The sequence below is a fragment of the Methanocaldococcus sp. FS406-22 genome (assembly GCF_000025525.1).
Classification (GTDB): Archaea; AGJL01; Methanococci; order Methanococcales; family Methanocaldococcaceae; genus Methanocaldococcus.
Genome location: NC_013887.1, coordinates 919,849 through 937,982 on the forward strand (window position 1 = coordinate 919,849; position 18,134 = coordinate 937,982).

Below are 18,134 nucleotides of genomic sequence, written 5' to 3' on the forward strand. Positions count from 1 at the left end.
AATGCTCCGGCCGGGATTTGAACCCGGGTCGCGGGCTCGAAAGGCCCGCATGATTGGCCGGACTACACCACCGGAGCAATTAATAAAAATAGAAAAAATTGGCGGACCCGAGGGGATTTGAACCCCCGACCCCCGGCTTAGAAGGCCGGTGCCCTATCCAGGCTAGGCTACGGGTCCTCTTCATCTCAGCTTGTAAGCACTCTCTACAATGAACTTTCTCCTATATATACTTTTCGTTTCATAACTTATAACAAATTTTTGCGGGAACAATGTTGTGGATAATATTCTATCCTACTATTCTATTGAAATCCTTAGATTAGTATGGTTAATTATAAATATAGGTTTGTGGCAAAATTAATAATTGCATTTTTATTGTTTTTATAATCCTAACACTAATTGTGATAATTAATCTTTATCCTTTTTTATTAAATTTAACTAAACTTAGAGGTGAATATCCCATGTATAAAATTTTAGAGATTGCTGATGTCGTCAAAGTCCCACCAGAAGAATTTGGTAAGGATTTAAAAGAAACTGTAAAAAAAATTCTCATGGAAAAATATGAGGGGAGATTAGATAAGGATATTGGATTTATTTTATCCATTGTAGATGTAAAAGATATTGGAAATGGAAAGGTTGTGCATGGGGACGGTTCAGCATATCATCCAGTTGTATTTGAAACCCTCGTCTATATGCCAGAGATGTATGAACTTATTGAGGGAGAGGTTGTCGATGTTGTTGAATTTGGAAGCTTCGTAAGGTTAGGGCCTTTAGATGGATTAATCCACGTCTCACAGATTATGGATGACTATGTCTCTTACGACCCTAAAAGAGAGGCAATTATTGGGAAAGAAACTGGAAAGGTTTTGGAAATTGGAGATTATGTTAGGGCAAGGATTGTTGCTATTAGTTTGAAAGCAGAGAGAAAGAGGGGAAGTAAGATAGCTTTAACTATGAGACAGCCATACTTAGGAAAGTTGGAGTGGATTGAGGAGGAAAAAGCTAAAAAAGAACAGAAAGATTAAGGTGAGCTTATGAGAGCATGTTTAAAGTGCAAATACCTAACAAATGATGAAACATGCCCAATATGCCACTCTCCAACAAGTGAAAACTGGATTGGGCTTTTAATAGTTATAAATCCAGAGAAATCAGAGATTGCTAAAAAGGCAGGGATTGATATTAAGGGAAAGTATGCGTTAAGTGTGAAGGAGTAGAGGAATTAATATGCTGATGCTTCCAGAAGAGTTGAGGGAAAAATTAAAAAAACCCTTTGGAAAAGTATATAAAACACTACCAGATATAGATGGAGATATCGTAACCGTTGGAGACATTGTAACAAAAACTGTCATCGAAAATAATATAATTCCAAAACTATCCATTTTTGACTTAAAAACCAAAAGAAATATTCCAGTTGAAATAAACCATATATTTAAAAAAATTATTAAGGTAAAAAACCCTGCTGGATGTATATCTGATGAGGCAATAGAAAGTATTAAATATCTATCTACAATAAATGATAAAGACATCGCCCTACTGGTTGATGGTGAAGAAGATTTGCTTGCTTTAATTGTTATCAAATACTTTCCTATCGGAACCTATGTTCTATACGGTCAGCCAGATGAAGGAATCGTTGTATTAAAAATAGATGAAAAACTAAAACAAGAAATTAATGAAATTCTAAAACAATTCAAAAAAATTTAAGAGGGGATAATATGGAAATAAAAATACTATCAGAAAGATATAACCCATTATTGAAGAGAAAAGAATACAGATTCATTGTAGACCACGATGGAGCTACACCAACCTTCAAAGATGTTAAGTTAAAGCTCGCAGCAATATTAAATGCAAATAAAGATTTATTAATTGTTGAAAGAATTGTTGAAGAGGCAGGAATGCAGAGAGCAAGAGGTTATGCTAAGTTGTATGACAACGAGGAGATGTTGAAATTAGTTGAGAGAGAACACATCTTAAGAAAAAATAAAATAGAAGAAGAAACAGCTGCTGAGGAGGGAGAATAATGACAAAGGGTAAAAAAACAGCAAAATACAAATACTACAAAATTGAAGGAGATAAAGTTATTAGATTGAAGAAAACCTGCCCAAGATGTGGGCCTGGAGTTTTCATGGCTGAGCACTTAAATAGATACTCATGTGGAAAATGCGGTTACATGGAATGGAAACAGCCACAAAAGAAAGAGTAATTAATGCTCTAACTCCTCTTTTAATTCCAATATACTCATAGCCCTCAAGATGTCTGTTTTTGATATTATTCCTTTTAACTCATCATTTTCTACAACAAATACTCTATCAGTATGAGCCAATTTTCTTAAAATGTCATTTATGTCAGTGTTTTCACTAACAATAACTGGTTTTTCCATATAATCTCTTACAGTTCCCTCTTTTTTGTGTATATTGCTTATTCCAATACAGCCAATTAACTTTCCATTTTCAACCACTGGGTAGCCAAAGTATTTATGTTTAAGCATAAAATCCAAAAACTCCTCTATGCTCATGTCTGGACTTACACTTACAGGATTTGGTGTCATAATGTCCTTTGCCTTAATGTTTTTAAATATTGTTTCAACTTCTACCACTCTACTCTCCTGTTCAGCTCCAAAATAAACAAACAAGCTAACCAAGATTAATATAATGTTCATAGACAAAAGTCCAAATAAGAGCATTATTAAAGCTAAGCTCTTTCCAATATTTGCTGCTATCTTTGTTGATTTCAAATAACCATATTTTTTTGATAAAATAGCCCTTAATATTCTCCCTCCATCCATAGGGAAAGCTGGGATTAAATTAAAGCTCCCAAGCATTAAGTTTAGCATACTTAGAGTGTATAACAGAGGATATCCATTTATATTGATGTCGAAAAATTGAGAGACAATTAACAAAGCTATTCCAATGATAAAGCTAACTAAAGGTCCTGCCAATCCTATTCTTAACTCTCCCTCTTTTGGGATTTTATCCATCATTGCTACTCCACCAATCGGTAACAGCAGAATTTTTTCTATTTTTACCCCATATTTTTTGGCTACATAGCTATGCCCTAATTCATGCAAAACAACAGACACAAATAGCAAAATAAAGAGAACTGCCCAAAATATGCTGTTATTCATAATAGACAATCCAATTACTACTATCAAAAATAAAATGAAAGTTATATGCAACTCTATTGGAATTCCCATGATTTTAAATAGTCTTATTGAGTAATTCATAATCCCCTCCCCCTATTTTATTTCAAATTACATATTTTATAATCTCATACTATATATTACTATTTCATGGACATAATTTATGATTAAGGTGAAATATATGATTCCAGATGAAGAATTTATAAGAAGAGAAGGAGTTCCAATAACAAAAGAAGAAATTAGAGCTGTAAGCATCGGAAAACTAAACCTAAATAAAGATGATGTTGTTGTTGATGTTGGTTGTGGTAGTGGAGGGATGACCGTTGAGATAGCAAGGAGATGCAAGTTTGTTTATGCTATAGATTATTTAGAAGACGCCATTGAAGTTACTAAACAAAATTTAGCCAAATTTAACATTAAAAACTGTCAGATTATAAAAGGGAGGGCTGAAGATATTTTAGATAAATTAGAGTTTAACAAAGCTTTTATAGGAGGAACAAAAAACATTAGAAAGATAATCGAAATTTTAGATAAAAAGAAAATAAATCATATTGTTGCCAATACAATTGTTTTAGAAAATGCGGTTAAAATAATAAATGAATTTGAAAGTAGAGGTTACAATGTTGATGCCGTTAATATCACCGTTTCTTATGCTAAAAAAATCCCTTCTGGGCACATGTTTTTAGCAAAGAATCCAATAACCATAATAAAAGCTGTTAGGTAGATAGACATGGACGAAAAAATAGTTCTCTCAATTCAGAATCCAGAAGGTGTTTTAATCTCCTATGTTGATGTTTATTTAGGAGATAAGAATGTTTCATTGGAAGTTTTATCTAAGGACACTGCAAAGATAAATCTACCGTTTGACAGGGATGAAGGAGAGGGAGAGATAATAGTTAAAATTAGATATAAAACCCTACCAAACCACAAAAATAATTATAAAAAAGAAGTTAAAAGGCAAGAATACAAAAATTTAACCCCTAATTTTAATAAAATCACTAAAAAAACTAACGATAGAGAAAACAACGATATTATTGTAGCTGATTCTAAACCAGTTCCATTAGATGAGCTTAAAAAAGAAGAGAAAAAGAGAAAATTGAATGATATAATAATCGTCTAATTATAGCCTCTTCCTAATTGGCTCTAAAATCTTTATAAGCTCTTCAGCAACGGCATTTTTTAAATCCATTGGGTGAAGTTCTTTATTTTTAAATAATGTCTCTAACTCTTCATAGCTATTAACAACTAAATCTCCCCCGTACTTCTCTGGTCTGTTTATAGTTAAAGGATATTCAAGGAAATATTTAGCTATCTCCATGATTGGGTTGCCTTCAACAACTCCAGCGGGGCAGTAGGCTTTTTTTATCTTGGCTTTAATCTCTTCTGGAGAATCATCAACAGCTATAAAATTCCCCTTTGAAGAACTCATCTTTCCTTCTCCATCTAAACCAGTTAATACTGGGTTGTGGATGCAAACAACCTTTTTTGGTAGCAACTCTCTCGCTAACATGTGTATCTTTCTCTGCTCCATTCCCCCAACCGCAACATCAACACCCAAATAGTGGATGTCATTAACCTGCATTATTGGATATATAACTTCAGCAACCTTTGGGTTTTCATCCTCTCTTGCTATAAGTTCCATACTCCTTCTCGCTCTCTTTAAGGTAGTTTTTAAAGCTAATTTATAAACATTTAGTGTATAATCCTTATCAAGCTGAAATTCACTTCCATATACATATTTTGCCTTTAATCCCATAGCTTCAAAGACTCTTTTATTGTATTCTCCTATTTTTCTAATCTCATCCAACTCTCCTTTCTGGTTTAAATATGCATGTAAATCAGCTAACAATATAATAATATCAAATCCAGCATTTTGTAAGTCAATCATCTTTTTTATTTGGAGATAATGCCCTAAATGGATTTTACCGCTTGGCTCAAAACCTATGTAAGCAGATTTTTCATCCTTTGTTAAGACTTCTTTTAATTCCTCCTCGCTGATAATTTCAGATGTGTTTCTCTTTATCATTTCAAATTCATCCATTAAGCATCACCATCCATTATTATGCAAAAGTTTATTATATAGAGAGACATAATTTATAAATTTACCTTTTAATCTTATTTTTGGTGATACTATGAGAAAGATTATTTCATCAAAAGTGAGTTGTGATGAAGAACTTTTGGAACTCTGTGAGAGGTTGTCAAGATTAAACATTGACTGCACGATAGAATCAAAAGGAAATCATGTAAAGATATATGTATTTGGTTACGATAAGGATGTTTTAAATGAAAACTATAGAACAGTAATGAACTTAATGGATAAAGTTAGAAAGAAATATTCAGCCGATAGAGAGGGGTTATATGAATACTCATTATCAGAACTTAAATACCCAGTTAATAAAAACTTAGTTATAGATGCACTAAAAACTTTAGGATATAGAGTCATATACTTAGAAGATGAAAACGCTATAAAAACAAACGTAGATATTAATAAATTCAATGAAATATTAAAAGAACTTCATGAATTGTATCAAGAGCTTAGATTTTCAAATCTTGGTTCAAAGCCTGTTAAAAACTTGGTAGTTCTAGTTTCATACATTACCAAAAAACCAATTGATGATGTTATTGAAGAGGCTTTAGAAAAAGGATTCTTTAGAGAAGAAGAAGGAAGAATTGTATTAAACAAAGATATAAACTTAGCTAAAAAAGCTTTATTGGAGGGAGAAAATGGAGATAAAGATACTGGAGAGGAAAGATAATCTGGTTGAGATTGAGCTAATTAATGAAGACCACTCATTGCCAAACTTATTGAAAGATATTTTATTAACAAAAGAAGGAGTAAAGATGGCTTCCTATTCAATTGACCATCCATTATTGCATCCAGAAACTGGAAGATACATCTCAAACCCAAAAATAACCATAATCACTGAAGAAGGCACAGACCCCATAGAAGTTTTAAAAGAGGGATTAAGAGATATTATTAAAATGTGTGACACCTTATTAGACGAATTGAAAGAGAAAAAATAATCAGATATTATCTCGCTGAATAAGTTTATAATTATGAGTAATTCCATTAAATCTTTTATTATCTTATTTAGAGGATTTAAATTTAATTTCTAAGGGTCTGTAAGTTTGATTATTTTAAATATTTATGTCTGTTAAATTATTTAGATTTTTAAAATTTGAGATTAGATATTTAGCTAAATAAAATTTCTCCAACTAATAAGTTAAATTTTCAAATTTAGAAAGATAAAAATGCTCTATTTTATTGATGATAGAAAAGCTTATATAGTGTTGGATTTATAAATAAAGGATGTTATTTACCCTTAGAAAAATACACCACCAAAAATTATAAATATTAGAAAAGTGATAAAAAATAGATTGTGAATGATTGCCCTGTTAAAATAAGACCTCTTGGAGGATGGAAACAAATTTGATGCAATAAAAGGAAAAGAAGAACATATTGTTAAAATAAGACCTCTTGGAGGATGGAAACCACTTTTAAGAAAATAAGCATCTTTAGCTCTGCAAGTTAAAATAAGACCTCTTGGAGGATGGAAACGCTGGTCAAGGACGATTCTTTTCTCTCTGTCGTCCATACCGTTAAAATCAGACCTCTTGGAGGATGGAAACTTTTGTATTATAGTTTTTATACTAACATGTTGGACAATTCTAGTTAAAATCAGACCTCTTAGAGGTTTTATTCTCTTTTAAGGATTAAACCAAAAGTAAAAGAGCTATTTTTATTCTTAAACTCAGTAATACTTACGTATTCAAATATATAACAAACTATTTAAGTTAGTAATACTGAAAGAGAAAAAATCTCGAGAAAATTTTTCAATCAGTATTAAAAAGTAATAAAAAATTCTAATTCTAAAAAAGATTTAGTATAAAAATAAACTGCAATCAATCTTTTATTAAAATTCAGACCTCTTGGAAAATTAAAGCATAATTTTTTATTATTCATTTATAATATTTAAATATAAAAATTAAACTCTATAAGAAATATCTAAATAGAAATTTGCAGAGATGAACTCTTTAAAGGGAAATTAACATCTTTAAGCTCTTAAATATCTTAGTTAAATATACAAGATACGAAAGTTCTATATAGCCAAAACAACAAAATTAAAATTGAATAAAAAATGGTGATATCATGGAAATTATTTTTAGAGGAGCGGCGTTAGAAGTTGGAAGGAGCTGTATAGAAATAAAAACTGATAAAAGCAAAATACTATTAGACTGTGGGGTTAAATTAGGAAAAGAAATAGAATATCCCATATTGGACAATTCTATAAGGGATGTTGATAAAGTTTTTATTTCCCATGCTCATTTAGACCACTCAGGAGCTTTACCCATATTGTTTCATAGAAGGATAGATGTTCCAGTAATTACAACAGAGCTATCAAAAAAATTAATTAAAATCTTATTAAAAGATATGGTGAGAATTGCTGAAACAGAAAATAAAAAAATTCCCTATAACAACCATGATGTAAAAGAGGCAATGAGGCACACCATTCCATTAAATTACAACGATAAAAAATATTATAAAGATTTTTCCTATGAGTTCTTTAGTGCTGGGCATATTCCAGGAAGTGCATCAATCTTATTAAAATACCCAAATAAAACTGTCTTATACACTGGAGATATAAAGCTTAGAGACACAAGATTAACTAAAGGGGCTGATTTAAGTTATACAAGAGATGATATTGATGTCTTAATTATAGAATCAACTTACGGAAACAGCATACACCCAGATAGAAAAGCTGTAGAGCTGAGTTTTATAGAAAAGATAAGAGAAATTTTATTTAGGGGAGGGGTTGCTTTAATTCCAGTATTTGCTGTTGATAGGGCTCAAGAGATATTATTAATATTAAATGACTACAACATAGATGCCCCTATTTATTTAGATGGAATGGCTGTAGAAGTTACAAGATTAATGCTCAACTATAAAAATATGCTAAATGAAGCAACACACTTAGAAAAAGCTCTAAAAAATGTTAAAATAATTGAGAAATCAGAAGATAGGGTTAAAGCTATAGAAGATTTATCAAAAAATGGAGGAGTTGTTGTAACAACTGCAGGAATGTTAGATGGGGGGCCCATACTCTACTATCTAAAATTGTTTATGCACAATCCAAAAAACGCTCTGTTATTAACTGGCTACCAAGTTAGAGATTCTAATGGTAGGCATTTGATTGAGACTGGGAAGATATTTATTGGGAAAGATGAGATTAAGCCGAACTTAGAAGTTTGTATGTATAACTTCTCATGCCATGCTGGGATGGATGAACTACATGAGATAATTAAAAAAGTTAATCCAGAGTTATTAATTATACAGCATGGAGAGGAGGTTCAGGCAACAATTTTAAGAAATTGGGCATTAGAACATGGATTTGATGCAATAACTCCAAAATTAGGAGAAAAGATAAGAATATAGAGAGGAAAGACATGTTAGGACTAAAGATTGAAGATGCTATAAAATATAACGAAAAATTAAAAAAATATGTTTATAAGAAAGGGGATAAGCTTAGAATTGACTTTAAAAATAAGGATGCTTTAATAGAGTATAACAAAACAGTTTTAAAGGTTTTATTTGATTTGGATATAGAATTCCATGAAAATGGGCTAATACCTACACCAATAAACAGATATCTCTTTATAAAATCCACTTTTGAAACTTTAAAAAAGCTCGGTATAGAAAAACCAACTGTTTTAGAGATTGGAACTGGACACTCTGCCATAATCTCCTTATTAATAAAAAAATTTTATGATGCTGAGGTTTATGCCACTGAGGTTGATGAAGAATTTATAGATTTTGCTAAAAAGAACGTAGAAAGGAATAAATTAAATATAAAGATTATAAATTCTAAGGGGAAGGTTATTGAAGGAATTAAAGAAATTAAAGGAAAGAAATTTGATTTAATCATCTCTTACCCTCCCTTTTATTCAAAAAATTCTGTTGCAAGTGGAAGAAAATTTGGAGGGGCTTTAGCTAAGGAAATTGAGCTGATAGGTGGAGGGAAATTTGGAGAGGAGTTTTCATTCAAAATAATTGAAGAGGGAATTAACTTTTTAAATAAAAAAGGAGTTATTGCTTTAATGATGCCAAAGAAACCAGAAGAGAGGAGAGAACTGATAATCAAAAAAATGAAAGAGGTTGGGTTAAGTGTTGAGGTTGATGAAATTAGAACTGGAAATAGGTTGAGATATATTATTAAAGGAATAAAAAGGTGAGATATTTGAATTTAAAAGATACTGTCTTACTTGGAAGGAATTTTAATGAATATGTGAGGATGTTTAATTTAAATGAGGATATTTTAAATAATAAAATATTAGATGTTGCTTCTGGAGTTAGTTCTTTTTGTGCAGAGGGTAATGCAAAGGGTTATGATATTACAGCCTCAGATAAAATTTACAATCTAAAACCAGAAGAAATTGAGGAGAAATGTAAAAAAGATTTAGAGCTTATGGAGATGCATTTGAAAGAAAAATTTAAAGATAATTTCAACTGGAATGAATTTAAGACAATTGAAGAATGGAAGAAAACAAGAGAAAGAACATATAAGACATTTATTGAGGATTATAAAATAAATAGGAAAAGATATGTTTACACAATTTACCCAAAAACAAATTTTAAAGATGATGAATTTGCTATTTCTCTCGTAGGGCATTTTTTGTTATTGTATGATAATATTTTCGATTATAAGTTCCATAAAGAGACAATTGATGAACTTTTAAGGATTTCAGAAGAGATAAGGATATTTCCAATCTTAAATTTAAAAGGTGAAAAGTCAATATTTTTAGATAAGATAATGAATGAATATAATGCAAAAATTGAAAAAACAAAATATGAGTTTATGAAAGGAGGAAATAAAGTGTTAATAATAAAAAGATAGGTGGAAATATGCTAACTATTTTAAAATTAGGAGGAAGTATTTTATCAGATAAAAATATGCCTTTTTCAGTAAAATGGGACAATTTAGAGAGAATAGCGATGGAGATAAAAAATGCCTTAGATTATTATAAAAACCAAAATAAAGATATAAAATTAATACTTGTCCATGGTGGTGGAGCTTTTGGGCATCCTGTAGCTAAAAAATACTTAAAAGTTGAAAATGGTAAAAAAGTGTTTATAAATATGGAAAAGGGATTTTGGGATATACAGAAAGCTATGAGGAGATTTAACAACATAGTTATAGACACTTTACAGAGCTATGACATACCAGCTATCTCTATACAACCATCTTCATTTGTTGTTTTTGGAGATAAGCTAATTTTTGACACCTCTGCTATAAAAGAGATGCTTAAAAGAGATTTAATTCCAGTAGTTCATGGTGATATAGTAGTTGATGACAACATGGGCTATAAAATAATTTCTGGAGATGATATAGTTCCATACTTAGCTAATGAATTAAAAGCTGATTTAATACTCTATGCTACAGATGTTGATGGTGTTTTAATTAACAATAAGCCAATAAAAAGGATAGATGAGAAAAATATCGATGAAATATTAAATTATCTGAGTGGCTCTAACAGCATAGATGTTACTGGTGGAATGAGGTATAAGATAGAGATAATTAGAAAAAATAAGTGTAGGAGTTTTGTATTTAACGGAAATAAAGTAGGAAATGTTTATAAAGCTTTATTGGGAGAAGTTGAAGGGACAGAGATTGATTTCTCAGAATAATTAAATTACTGTTTTAACCACCTATCTAAAGTTATCTCTTCCCTATACCACTCTACTTTTTGTGGTTTAAATGAAATCTTTCCATACTCCCCTCCACCACCTGGATAGATATATATTTTTCCTCTTCTAAACAGATTAATGGTTTCTGCCACTTTTGGATGAATCTTAGCTAATTCCTCAATATCTGCGTTTATTAAAACCTCAATTTCATTCCCATATTTTTTAATAAACTCTTCCCATAAGCTTTGAACAGCCTTTGTAAATATCCCTTTGCCTATAGTTAAGCTAATCATCTCAGCTAATGGAATCAGCTTATAATATGGAGGTCTAAATTCTGGATGCTCTATCTTCCCATCACTCAGCTCTTCAACTCTACTTAAAACTCCCTTTTTTATGCTTCCTCCACACTTTGGACATTTCCAATTATATTTCTTAGCATCTTCCAACTTAAACCTTGTATGGCATTTTGAACAGGCGGTTAAATGATATTTTCCCAATTTTGGGTCTAATCCATAATTAGCCACTATTTTATTATGTTTTATTGCTTTTTTGATTTGTTCAAAGTTATCCTCAACTCCTCCAATATAATCAACCTCTATCTGGTTAAATTCTCTTCCCAATCTATGAGGATGATATGAATGGGCATCAGAATTTGATAAAAATGGTAAATCTCTCAACTCTGGAATCATATCCGCCATATCAGTATCTGCCGATAAACCGAGTTCTACAAAGTCAGGTTTTTTGTTATAGCAGTCGTATATTGAATCAAATGACTTATATATTGAAGTCCATGGAGTAAAGGCGTGGGCAGGCCCTATTAAGCCATCAACATCTCTAACAATTTCTAAAAGCTCAGCTCCACCAATAGATACTCTCGGCCTTCCCTCTTTATCAATATCCTTAGAGTATTTTTTTAAAACCTCTCTAAGCTCTTCAACCTTACTTATTGAAGGCAATAAAATAAGATGATGAACTCGATTCTTATCTTCAATTTCAGTAGTTAAAATTAGTTCTCTATCTTTATATTGCTTTATCTCTTCCAAATAATCTGGATGTGTGCAATCGCCAGTCCCAATGATATTTAATCCCTTTAATTTTCCATACTTTAAAATATTCTCTACATTCATATCCTTAGAAGTCCCACCAGAAAATCTTGAGTGTATATGCAAATCCACATTTGCTATCATTTATATCACCAAAAATTTATAAAAATCTAATAAACCAATTATAAAATTAATCTATTTAAACACTGAATGGGGAGAAAACATGGAGATTATAAACTATGAAATATTAAAAAAATATCCTCTCTGCGATAGGTGCTTTGGAAGATTGTACGCTAAGTTATTACATACAACAAACACTGAAAGAGGTAAGGCATTAAAGTTATATAAAGCTTTGGAACTTGAGGCAAAGATAAAAAAAGCTAAGGAAAAAGGAATAAATTATGAGGAGGAGTTGGAATTATTAAAAGCTTTGGCAAGGAGTGGAGTTGATGAAATAAGATTGGAAGATATAGAGGTAGAAAAAGAAAACTGCCCATGGTGTAAAGGCATTTTTAACAAACAAAAAATGGAAAAGTTGTTAAATAAGGCGATTGAACTTTTAAAAGAATATGATTTTGATACATTTTTAATTGGAACTCATATCCCAAAAGAGATTAAAGAGCTTGAAAAAGAGATTGAAACAGAATTTATGGAGAGTATAAAACAGGAATTTGGGAGAGAATTTGGGAAGATGTTAGCTGTTAGGTTGGACAAAGCCCCAAATAAAGAATATCCAGATATAGTTGTTCATATAAATCCATACACTGAAGAAATCTATCTACAGATAAATCCATTATTTATTAAAGGAAGATATAGAAAATTAGTTAGAGGTATTCCACAAACAAGATGGCCTTGCAGAAAGTGTAGAGGAAAAGGTTGTGAGCTATGCAACTACACAGGCAAAAAATATCCAATATCTGTTGAAGAAATCATTGCTAAACCGTTCTTAGAAGCTACAAAAGGAGTAGATGCAAAATTTCATGGGGCTGGAAGGGAAGATATAGACGTTAGAATGCTTGGAGATGGAAGGCCATTTGTTTTAGAGATTAAAGAGCCAAAGATAAGAAAAATTGATTTAAATAAAATTGCTGAAGAAGTTAATAAAGATGGTAGGGTAGAGGTTTTAAACTTAGAGTTTGGTGTTAGAAAGGATAAAGTTATATTTAAAAACACCCCACATAGAAAAACATATAGAGCCTTAGTTGAATGCTCTGATAAAATTACTGATGAAGAACTAAAACTCCTTGAAAAAGAGCTTGAAAATAGAACTATCTATCAAAAAACACCAAAAAGGGTTTTACATAGAAGAGCTGATTTAGAGAGAATCCGTAAGGTATATAAAGTTAAAACCAGTAAAGTAGATGACAATCATTTTGAGATGATTATATATTGTGATGGTGGATTATATATAAAAGAGCTAATCAGTGGAGATGATGGGAGAACAAACCCATCTGTCTCATCTATATTAAACAAAAACTGTATATGTAAGGAATTGGACGTTTTAAAAATACACGATAATGAAGGTGAGAATTATGGTTCAAATGAGTGAAGGATTTAGAAGAAAAACAAGAAAGAAGTTATCAAAACACCCAAGAGAAAGAGGACTCTACCCAATAACAAGAGCTTTGAGAGAGTATAAAGAAGGAGAGTATGTGCATATAGTTATAGATCCATCAGTCCATAAGGGAATGCCACATCCAAGATTCCACGGAAGAACAGGAGTTGTTGTTGGTAAGCAGGGAAGAGCATTTATCGTTAAAGTAAGAGATGGAGGAAAATACAAACAAATCATTGCTTATCCACAACACTTAAGACCTGCTACAGCTTAAATTTTTTAATTTCTTGAAATGCTTTAATTATTTTTCCATATAATTCAATTTTGAATGTAACTTTAATGACAAATATAATTTTATTTTTACTGCATTAAGTTAAGAGGGAGAGAATGATAGGCAAAAAAATCCTTGGAGAGAAATATATAACAGTATCAGAAGCTGCAGATATTATGTATCAGAGAGCTCAAATTGGAGAATTATCTTATGAACAGGGATGTGCTTTGGATTATTTACAAAAGTTTGCCAAGTTAGATAAAGAAGAGGCGAAAAAATTAGTTGAAGAATTGATATCTTTAGGAGTAGATGAAAAAACAGCAGTTAAAATAGCTGATATTCTACCTGAAGATTTGGATGATTTAAGAGCAATCTATTACAAAAGAGAATTGCCTGAAAATGCTGAGGAAATCTTAGAAGTCGTTAGGAAATATATCTAATTTTTTATTGCTCATTTAAATTTGTAGATTTAAATGAAACTTTTAGAAAAAGTTGAACAAATCCTATGGATTTGTAGCTGGAAAGTTTCACTCTCCATTTCATCAAAAATCTAACACCTCCTCGCTAACGCTCGAAGGTGTAAATTAAGCTGTATAGGTTTTATTATTCCAATATATTTGTAGATTTAAATGAAAGGTGAAATTTTATGGTTAGAGGGCAATATAAAAAAGGAAATGATGAAGGAATGAGATTTCCTAAAAAAAATAAGCCACAAAAATTTGAAAACTATGCATGGGTCTTAGATTATTTACCTTACGGTTATCCTGACAAACCCGATGAACCAGTAGTTCAAGGACTTGGAGAATATCAGTTTTTATTAATGGAGATGATTCCAAAACCAAATGTAGATATTGAATTAGGAGAAAGAGTTTATATTGGAAAGGGAAAGAGAGATAAGATTGACCATGTTAGAAGAATGATTAAATACGAAAACTTAACACCAACAGCAAAATCTGAGCTTCTATATGTTATAATGGAAGCCGTTAAAATGCAGGAAGATAGATTTGTAAGATTCTTTAATGAATGCCCACCAATAACTACACGATTACATACTTTAGAATTACTTCCAGAAATTAAAAAGAAGTATATGTGGAAGATTATTGAAGAGAGAGAAACAAAAAAATTTGAAAGCTTTAAAGATTTTGAAGAGAGAGTTGGAAAAAACCCTGTAAGGATTATAGCTAAAAGAATTGAAAAAGAGCTTTCAGATGATAAAAAAGATAAATACTACCTATTTGTAAAATGGAAAAAAGGGATTATATTGAATGAAGATAATATGACTTTCTACCTAAAAGAATAAAGCTTGGATTAGAGGTGAGTTTTAGCAAACTCTCTTAAATCCCTAAGAGTTCCAAAATTCAGCAAACCAATATCAGTTATTGCTATAACTTCTGAATCTAAATAATCCTTTTTTATAATTTTGGATGATGCTGAATTGTTAATCAAATCATTTCCCGGAGATAAAGGGTTGAAAGCAGGTAAAACAATATATTTTTTGTTTAATAAATAAGCTGGAAATTTCATAATTGCTCCAACTTCATCTCTAAGTTTTATTGATGGATGCTCATGCCCCAAAATCCAAAACTTATCTTTTAATAAATCTTTATCAATATTTAGCTCTTTATCTCCATGGAAAATTAAATAATCATTAATTTCAAAATAATCAAAAATTTCATAGCCAGTTGATGAAATAAAAGTGTCATGATTACCTTTAATTAAAATAATATTAACATAATCATTCATAAAATCAATGAACTCTTTTAAAAACTTAATTTCTCTTGGATAAGGCTTGAAGTTATGCTTTACATCCCCATTAATTATTAGATTGTTAATTTTATATTTTTCAATTATATTTAAAGCTTTTTTTATAACCTCATCTTTTTGCAGTAATGGAAAATTAGCCCCACCTTCACCAAAAAAGACATCAAATCCAATATGTGTGTCAGCTATTATAGCATAATCCTTATAAATTAAACATCTATCAATCGTTATATAAAAATCTTTAATTTTGATTTTCTCCTCCATAAAATCACTTATTAACTTTTAGTTAATTTAAATTTTGAAAATAGAAAGAAAAAGAGAAGAAGCTTTATGCCTGCTCGACCAACAATCTTGCTGTTTCTGGTGTGTATCTCCAATCTGCTGGTAAAACTCCTCTTGACTTGTAGTATTTAACTAATCTTCTAATCTTTGATTCAATTAACTGCAAACCTCTCTTTGAGTGCAAGTCTTTTGGGTGCTGTTCTAAGTGTTTTCTTAAGTTAACAGCTCTTCTCATTAAGTTTAATAAATCTTCTGGAACTTTTGGATATAAACCGTGTTCTTTCATTATCTTACTGATTTTTTTACCAGTAATTAATTTAACATCTGGAATTCCGTAGGTGTCTCTTAATATCAAACCAATCTGTGCTGACTGATAACCTTTCTTAGCTAACTCTACTACTAACTGCTCTACTTGCTCCGGTGTGTATTGGACCCATTCAGGAACTTCCTTCCTGACGGGTCTCTTTGAACCGGAGCGACCTCTTTTTCTTGCGTGCATTCTTGCCATTTTATCACCCGATGGTCGCCAGTCCAAAGAGACCAGGACTTTTGGTTTTTAATTTTTTTATTGATTTTATTATTTTTTATTCTTTGGGAATGGTAATCTTTTTATTGCATAAGCTATTAAAATATATCCGCTTTTAATGAACATTCACAAAAGACCTATTTATAATTTTTGGTGAGTATCATGTTATTAAAGGTAGAGGATTTGCATGTTTATAGAGGGAACAGAGAGATTTTAAAGGGCGTAAATTTAGATATAAAGGAAAATGAGATTCATGCTATTATAGGACCGAATGGAGCAGGAAAATCAACGTTAGCTTACACAATAATGGGAATTTCAGGCTATAACCCAACTAAAGGAAGAATTATATTCAAAGGCGTTGATATAGCAGATAAAAGCATTACTGAGAGAGCGAGAATGGGGATGACTTTAGCTTGGCAGGAACCAGCAAGATTTGAGGGTATTAAAGTGAGAAATTATTTAATGCTTGGAATGAATGAAAAATATAAGAAAGACAGAAAAACTGCAGAAGAAAAAATTAGAGAAGCATTAAAATTGGTTAATTTAGACCCAGATAAGTATTTAGATAGATATGTTGATGAAACATTGAGTGGAGGAGAGAGAAAGAGGGTAGAGTTGGCATCAATTATATGTATAGAGCCAGATTTGGCTATCTTGGACGAGCCAGATAGTGGGATAGATATTGTGTCATTTGATGAAATTAAGAGAGTTTTTGACTACTTAAAAGAAAAAGGATGCTCTTTATTGGTTATCACCCATAGAGAAGAATTGGCTGAACATGCTGATAGAGTCTCTTTAATTTGTGCTGGAGAGATTATAAAGAGTGGAGATCCAAAAGAAGTTGGAGAGTTTTATAAAAAAGAGTGTGGAAAATGCTACAAAAAAGTTCCAGAAGAAAAAGAATAAAAATCCCAGAGGGGGAAAATGAGTATCAAAGAGGAGTTAATGAAGATAATTGAAGCAATTAAATACACCTCTGAAAAACCTGAGGAAATTGTTCATGGTAAAGGGCCAAGAATAATCGTCAAAGAAAGCAAAATTATAGATGTTCAAGGAGATGAAGGGATAATATTAGAAGGTAGAGAAGAAGATGGAAAGATAAAAGCAAAAATTATTGTTAAGAAGGGACATAAATTTAAATACCCAATCCACATGTGCTTTGGAATCACTGAAGAAAATATATCTCAAATCATAGATGTTGAGATTATCTTAGAGGAGGATAGCTCTATCTCATTGATGTCTCACTGCTCATTTCCAAAAGGTAGGGGAATTAAGCATATAATGAACGGTATCATAAAGATTGGCAAGAATGCAAAATTCTCTTATAATGAATTCCACTATCATGGGATGGATGGGGATATTTTAGTTAAACCAACTGTAAAGGTTGAAATTGAAGAGGGAGGCATTTATATCTCAAACTTCACATTAACTAAGGGGAGGATAGGAACTTTAGACATAGAGCAAGAGATTATTGCCAAAAAAGATGCAATAATTGACATAACCACAAGAACCTATGCAATAAAAGAGGATGTTGTTAAGGTTAATGAAGTTGTTAAGCTAAATGGAGAAAATGCAAAATGCATTATAAAGAGTAGAGGAGCGGCGATGGATAACTCCAAAATAAGCTTAAAACTAAAGATTGAAGGAAATGCACCATACAGCAAAGGACATATTGACTGTGCTGAAATAGTTAAAGGACAGGCAGAGGTTGAGTCAATCCCAATAGTTGTTGTTAGAGATGATAGAGCAAGAATAACCCATGAGGCAGCAATAGGAAGCGTTGATAAAAAGCAGTTAGAGACATTGATGGCTAAGGGATTAGATGAAGATGAGGCAACTGAAATAATAGTTAAAGGAATGATAGGTGATTTATAAAAAT

General features: G+C 31.2%; 24 protein-coding genes, 2 tRNA genes and 1 CRISPR repeat array. Of the genes, 19 read left to right on the plus strand and 7 right to left on the minus strand.

Annotation, left to right across the window (positions count from 1 at the left end; translation table 11 throughout):
* Positions 1 to 2: 2 nt before the first annotated feature.
* Positions 3 to 77, minus strand: a tRNA-Glu gene (locus tag MFS40622_RS04590).
* A gap of 22 nt (positions 78 to 99) precedes the next feature.
* A tRNA-Arg gene (locus MFS40622_RS04595) sits at positions 100 to 177 on the minus strand.
* 281 nt (positions 178 to 458) lie between these two features.
* Here MFS40622_RS04595 and rpoE point away from each other — a divergent pair.
* Genes rpoE through MFS40622_RS04620 form a run of 5 tightly spaced genes read left to right on the plus strand, consistent with a single transcriptional unit; the run spans position 459 to position 2,197 of the window.
* Positions 459 to 1,022 carry a DNA-directed RNA polymerase gene (rpoE, locus tag MFS40622_RS04600; RefSeq protein WP_012980512.1) on the plus strand — a complete coding sequence of 188 codons (564 nt, stop codon included), beginning with the start codon at positions 459 to 461 and terminating at the stop codon, positions 1,020 to 1,022.
* 9 nt (positions 1,023 to 1,031) lie between these two features.
* Positions 1,032 to 1,211: a transcription elongation factor subunit Spt4 gene (gene spt4 / locus MFS40622_RS04605; protein WP_012980513.1), complete on the plus strand. Its 180-nt coding sequence runs from the start codon at positions 1,032 to 1,034 to the stop codon at positions 1,209 to 1,211.
* A 10-nt stretch (positions 1,212 to 1,221) separates the two neighbouring features.
* Positions 1,222 to 1,698 carry a GTP-dependent dephospho-CoA kinase family protein gene (locus MFS40622_RS04610; protein ID WP_012980514.1) on the plus strand — a complete coding sequence of 159 codons (477 nt, stop codon included), beginning with the start codon at positions 1,222 to 1,224 and terminating at the stop codon, positions 1,696 to 1,698.
* 11 nt (positions 1,699 to 1,709) lie between these two features.
* Positions 1,710 to 2,015, plus strand: coding sequence for a 30S ribosomal protein S24e (locus MFS40622_RS04615; RefSeq protein ID WP_012980515.1), 306 nt, complete (start codon positions 1,710 to 1,712; stop codon positions 2,013 to 2,015).
* A complete protein-coding gene (locus tag MFS40622_RS04620; RefSeq protein WP_012980516.1) occupies positions 2,015 to 2,197 on the plus strand; it encodes a 30S ribosomal protein S27ae in 183 nt (60 codons plus the stop codon). Before MFS40622_RS04615 ends, MFS40622_RS04620 begins: the two co-directional genes overlap by 1 nt.
* On the opposite strand, the gene MFS40622_RS04625 is transcribed toward MFS40622_RS04620, so the two are convergent.
* Positions 2,198 to 3,217 carry a site-2 protease family protein gene (locus MFS40622_RS04625; protein ID WP_012980517.1) on the minus strand — a complete coding sequence of 340 codons (1,020 nt, stop codon included), beginning with the start codon at positions 3,215 to 3,217 and terminating at the stop codon, positions 2,198 to 2,200. It lies immediately after the preceding gene.
* Positions 3,218 to 3,314: 97 nt separating this feature from the next.
* Here MFS40622_RS04625 and cbiT point away from each other — a divergent pair, with 97 nt between their 5' ends.
* Both cbiT and MFS40622_RS04635 read left to right on the plus strand, forming a co-directional pair.
* Positions 3,315 to 3,857: a precorrin-6Y C5,15-methyltransferase (decarboxylating) subunit CbiT gene (cbiT, locus tag MFS40622_RS04630; protein ID WP_048197471.1), complete on the plus strand. Its 543-nt coding sequence runs from the start codon at positions 3,315 to 3,317 to the stop codon at positions 3,855 to 3,857.
* 6 nt (positions 3,858 to 3,863) lie between these two features.
* Entirely contained in the window at positions 3,864 to 4,253 is a 390-nt protein-coding gene (locus MFS40622_RS04635) for a hypothetical protein (protein WP_012980519.1), read from the plus strand.
* Here MFS40622_RS04635 and MFS40622_RS04640 read toward each other — a convergent pair whose 3' ends face one another.
* A complete protein-coding gene (locus MFS40622_RS04640) occupies positions 4,254 to 5,174 on the minus strand; it encodes a tyrosine--tRNA ligase (RefSeq protein ID WP_048197472.1) in 921 nt (306 codons plus the stop codon).
* A gap of 91 nt (positions 5,175 to 5,265) precedes the next feature.
* Here MFS40622_RS04640 and MFS40622_RS04645 point away from each other — a divergent pair, with 91 nt between their 5' ends.
* The 6 genes from MFS40622_RS04645 (at position 5,266) to MFS40622_RS04670 (ending at position 10,817) form a co-directional block, all read left to right on the plus strand.
* On the plus strand, positions 5,266 to 5,889 hold the full coding sequence (locus tag MFS40622_RS04645) for a DUF2067 family protein (RefSeq protein ID WP_012980521.1): 624 nt from the start codon (positions 5,266 to 5,268) through the stop codon (positions 5,887 to 5,889).
* Positions 5,858 to 6,157 carry a DNA-directed RNA polymerase subunit L gene (locus tag MFS40622_RS04650; RefSeq protein ID WP_012980522.1) on the plus strand — a complete coding sequence of 100 codons (300 nt, stop codon included), beginning with the start codon at positions 5,858 to 5,860 and terminating at the stop codon, positions 6,155 to 6,157. The genes MFS40622_RS04645 and MFS40622_RS04650 overlap by 32 nt, the downstream gene beginning before the upstream one ends.
* Positions 6,158 to 6,528: 371 nt before the next feature.
* Positions 6,529 to 6,836: direct repeats of the CRISPR family, unit length 31 nt; unit sequence GTTAAAATAAGACCTCTTGGAGGATGGAAAC.
* A gap of 447 nt (positions 6,837 to 7,283) precedes the next feature.
* Positions 7,284 to 8,567: an MBL fold metallo-hydrolase gene (locus MFS40622_RS04655; protein WP_012980523.1), complete on the plus strand. Its 1,284-nt coding sequence runs from the start codon at positions 7,284 to 7,286 to the stop codon at positions 8,565 to 8,567.
* 11 nt (positions 8,568 to 8,578) lie between these two features.
* Positions 8,579 to 9,364: an RlmF-related methyltransferase gene (locus MFS40622_RS04660; RefSeq protein WP_012980524.1), complete on the plus strand. Its 786-nt coding sequence runs from the start codon at positions 8,579 to 8,581 to the stop codon at positions 9,362 to 9,364.
* Positions 9,361 to 10,026, plus strand: a complete 666-nt coding sequence (locus tag MFS40622_RS04665) for a hypothetical protein (protein WP_012980525.1) — start codon at positions 9,361 to 9,363, stop codon at positions 10,024 to 10,026. The genes MFS40622_RS04660 and MFS40622_RS04665 overlap by 4 nt, the downstream gene beginning before the upstream one ends.
* 8 nt (positions 10,027 to 10,034) lie before the next feature.
* The gene (locus tag MFS40622_RS04670; RefSeq protein ID WP_012980526.1) at positions 10,035 to 10,817 is read left to right on the plus strand and encodes an isopentenyl phosphate kinase; all 783 of its coding nucleotides are present in this window, start codon (positions 10,035 to 10,037) and stop codon (positions 10,815 to 10,817) included.
* A 5-nt stretch (positions 10,818 to 10,822) separates the two neighbouring features.
* Here the strand turns inward: MFS40622_RS04670 and MFS40622_RS04675 are convergent, their stop codons facing one another.
* Positions 10,823 to 12,004 carry a TIGR00375 family protein gene (locus MFS40622_RS04675; protein ID WP_012980527.1) on the minus strand — a complete coding sequence of 394 codons (1,182 nt, stop codon included), beginning with the start codon at positions 12,002 to 12,004 and terminating at the stop codon, positions 10,823 to 10,825.
* Between the two features lie 79 nt (positions 12,005 to 12,083).
* Between MFS40622_RS04675 and MFS40622_RS04680 the strand changes: the two genes are divergently transcribed.
* From MFS40622_RS04680 to MFS40622_RS04695, 4 genes are all read left to right on the plus strand, one after another.
* Positions 12,084 to 13,409, plus strand: a complete 1,326-nt coding sequence (locus MFS40622_RS04680; RefSeq protein WP_012980528.1) for a tRNA pseudouridine(54/55) synthase Pus10 — start codon at positions 12,084 to 12,086, stop codon at positions 13,407 to 13,409.
* Positions 13,393 to 13,689, plus strand: a complete 297-nt coding sequence (locus MFS40622_RS04685; protein WP_012980529.1) for a 50S ribosomal protein L21e — start codon at positions 13,393 to 13,395, stop codon at positions 13,687 to 13,689. Before MFS40622_RS04680 ends, MFS40622_RS04685 begins: the two co-directional genes overlap by 17 nt.
* A 113-nt stretch (positions 13,690 to 13,802) precedes the next feature.
* Entirely contained in the window at positions 13,803 to 14,126 is a 324-nt protein-coding gene (locus MFS40622_RS04690; protein ID WP_012980530.1) for an RNA polymerase Rpb4 family protein, read from the plus strand.
* Positions 14,127 to 14,332: 206 nt separating this feature from the next.
* The gene (locus MFS40622_RS04695) at positions 14,333 to 14,986 is read left to right on the plus strand and encodes a DUF655 domain-containing protein (protein WP_012980531.1); all 654 of its coding nucleotides are present in this window, start codon (positions 14,333 to 14,335) and stop codon (positions 14,984 to 14,986) included.
* Positions 14,987 to 14,994: 8 nt separating this feature from the next.
* Here the strand turns inward: MFS40622_RS04695 and MFS40622_RS04700 are convergent, their stop codons facing one another.
* Complete coding sequence (locus MFS40622_RS04700; protein ID WP_012980532.1) at positions 14,995 to 15,711, minus strand: metallophosphoesterase; 717 nt, start codon at positions 15,709 to 15,711, stop codon at positions 14,995 to 14,997.
* Positions 15,712 to 15,775: 64 nt separating this feature from the next.
* Entirely contained in the window at positions 15,776 to 16,237 is a 462-nt protein-coding gene (locus MFS40622_RS04705) for a 30S ribosomal protein S15 (protein ID WP_012980533.1), read from the minus strand.
* A 180-nt stretch (positions 16,238 to 16,417) separates the two neighbouring features.
* On the opposite strand from MFS40622_RS04705, the gene MFS40622_RS04710 reads away from it, so the two are divergent.
* A complete protein-coding gene (locus MFS40622_RS04710; protein ID WP_012980534.1) occupies positions 16,418 to 17,161 on the plus strand; it encodes an ABC transporter ATP-binding protein in 744 nt (247 codons plus the stop codon).
* Between the two features lie 18 nt (positions 17,162 to 17,179).
* Positions 17,180 to 18,130, plus strand: coding sequence for a SufD family Fe-S cluster assembly protein (locus MFS40622_RS04715; protein ID WP_012980535.1), 951 nt, complete (start codon positions 17,180 to 17,182; stop codon positions 18,128 to 18,130).
* The last annotated feature ends 4 nt before the right edge of the window (positions 18,131 to 18,134 follow it).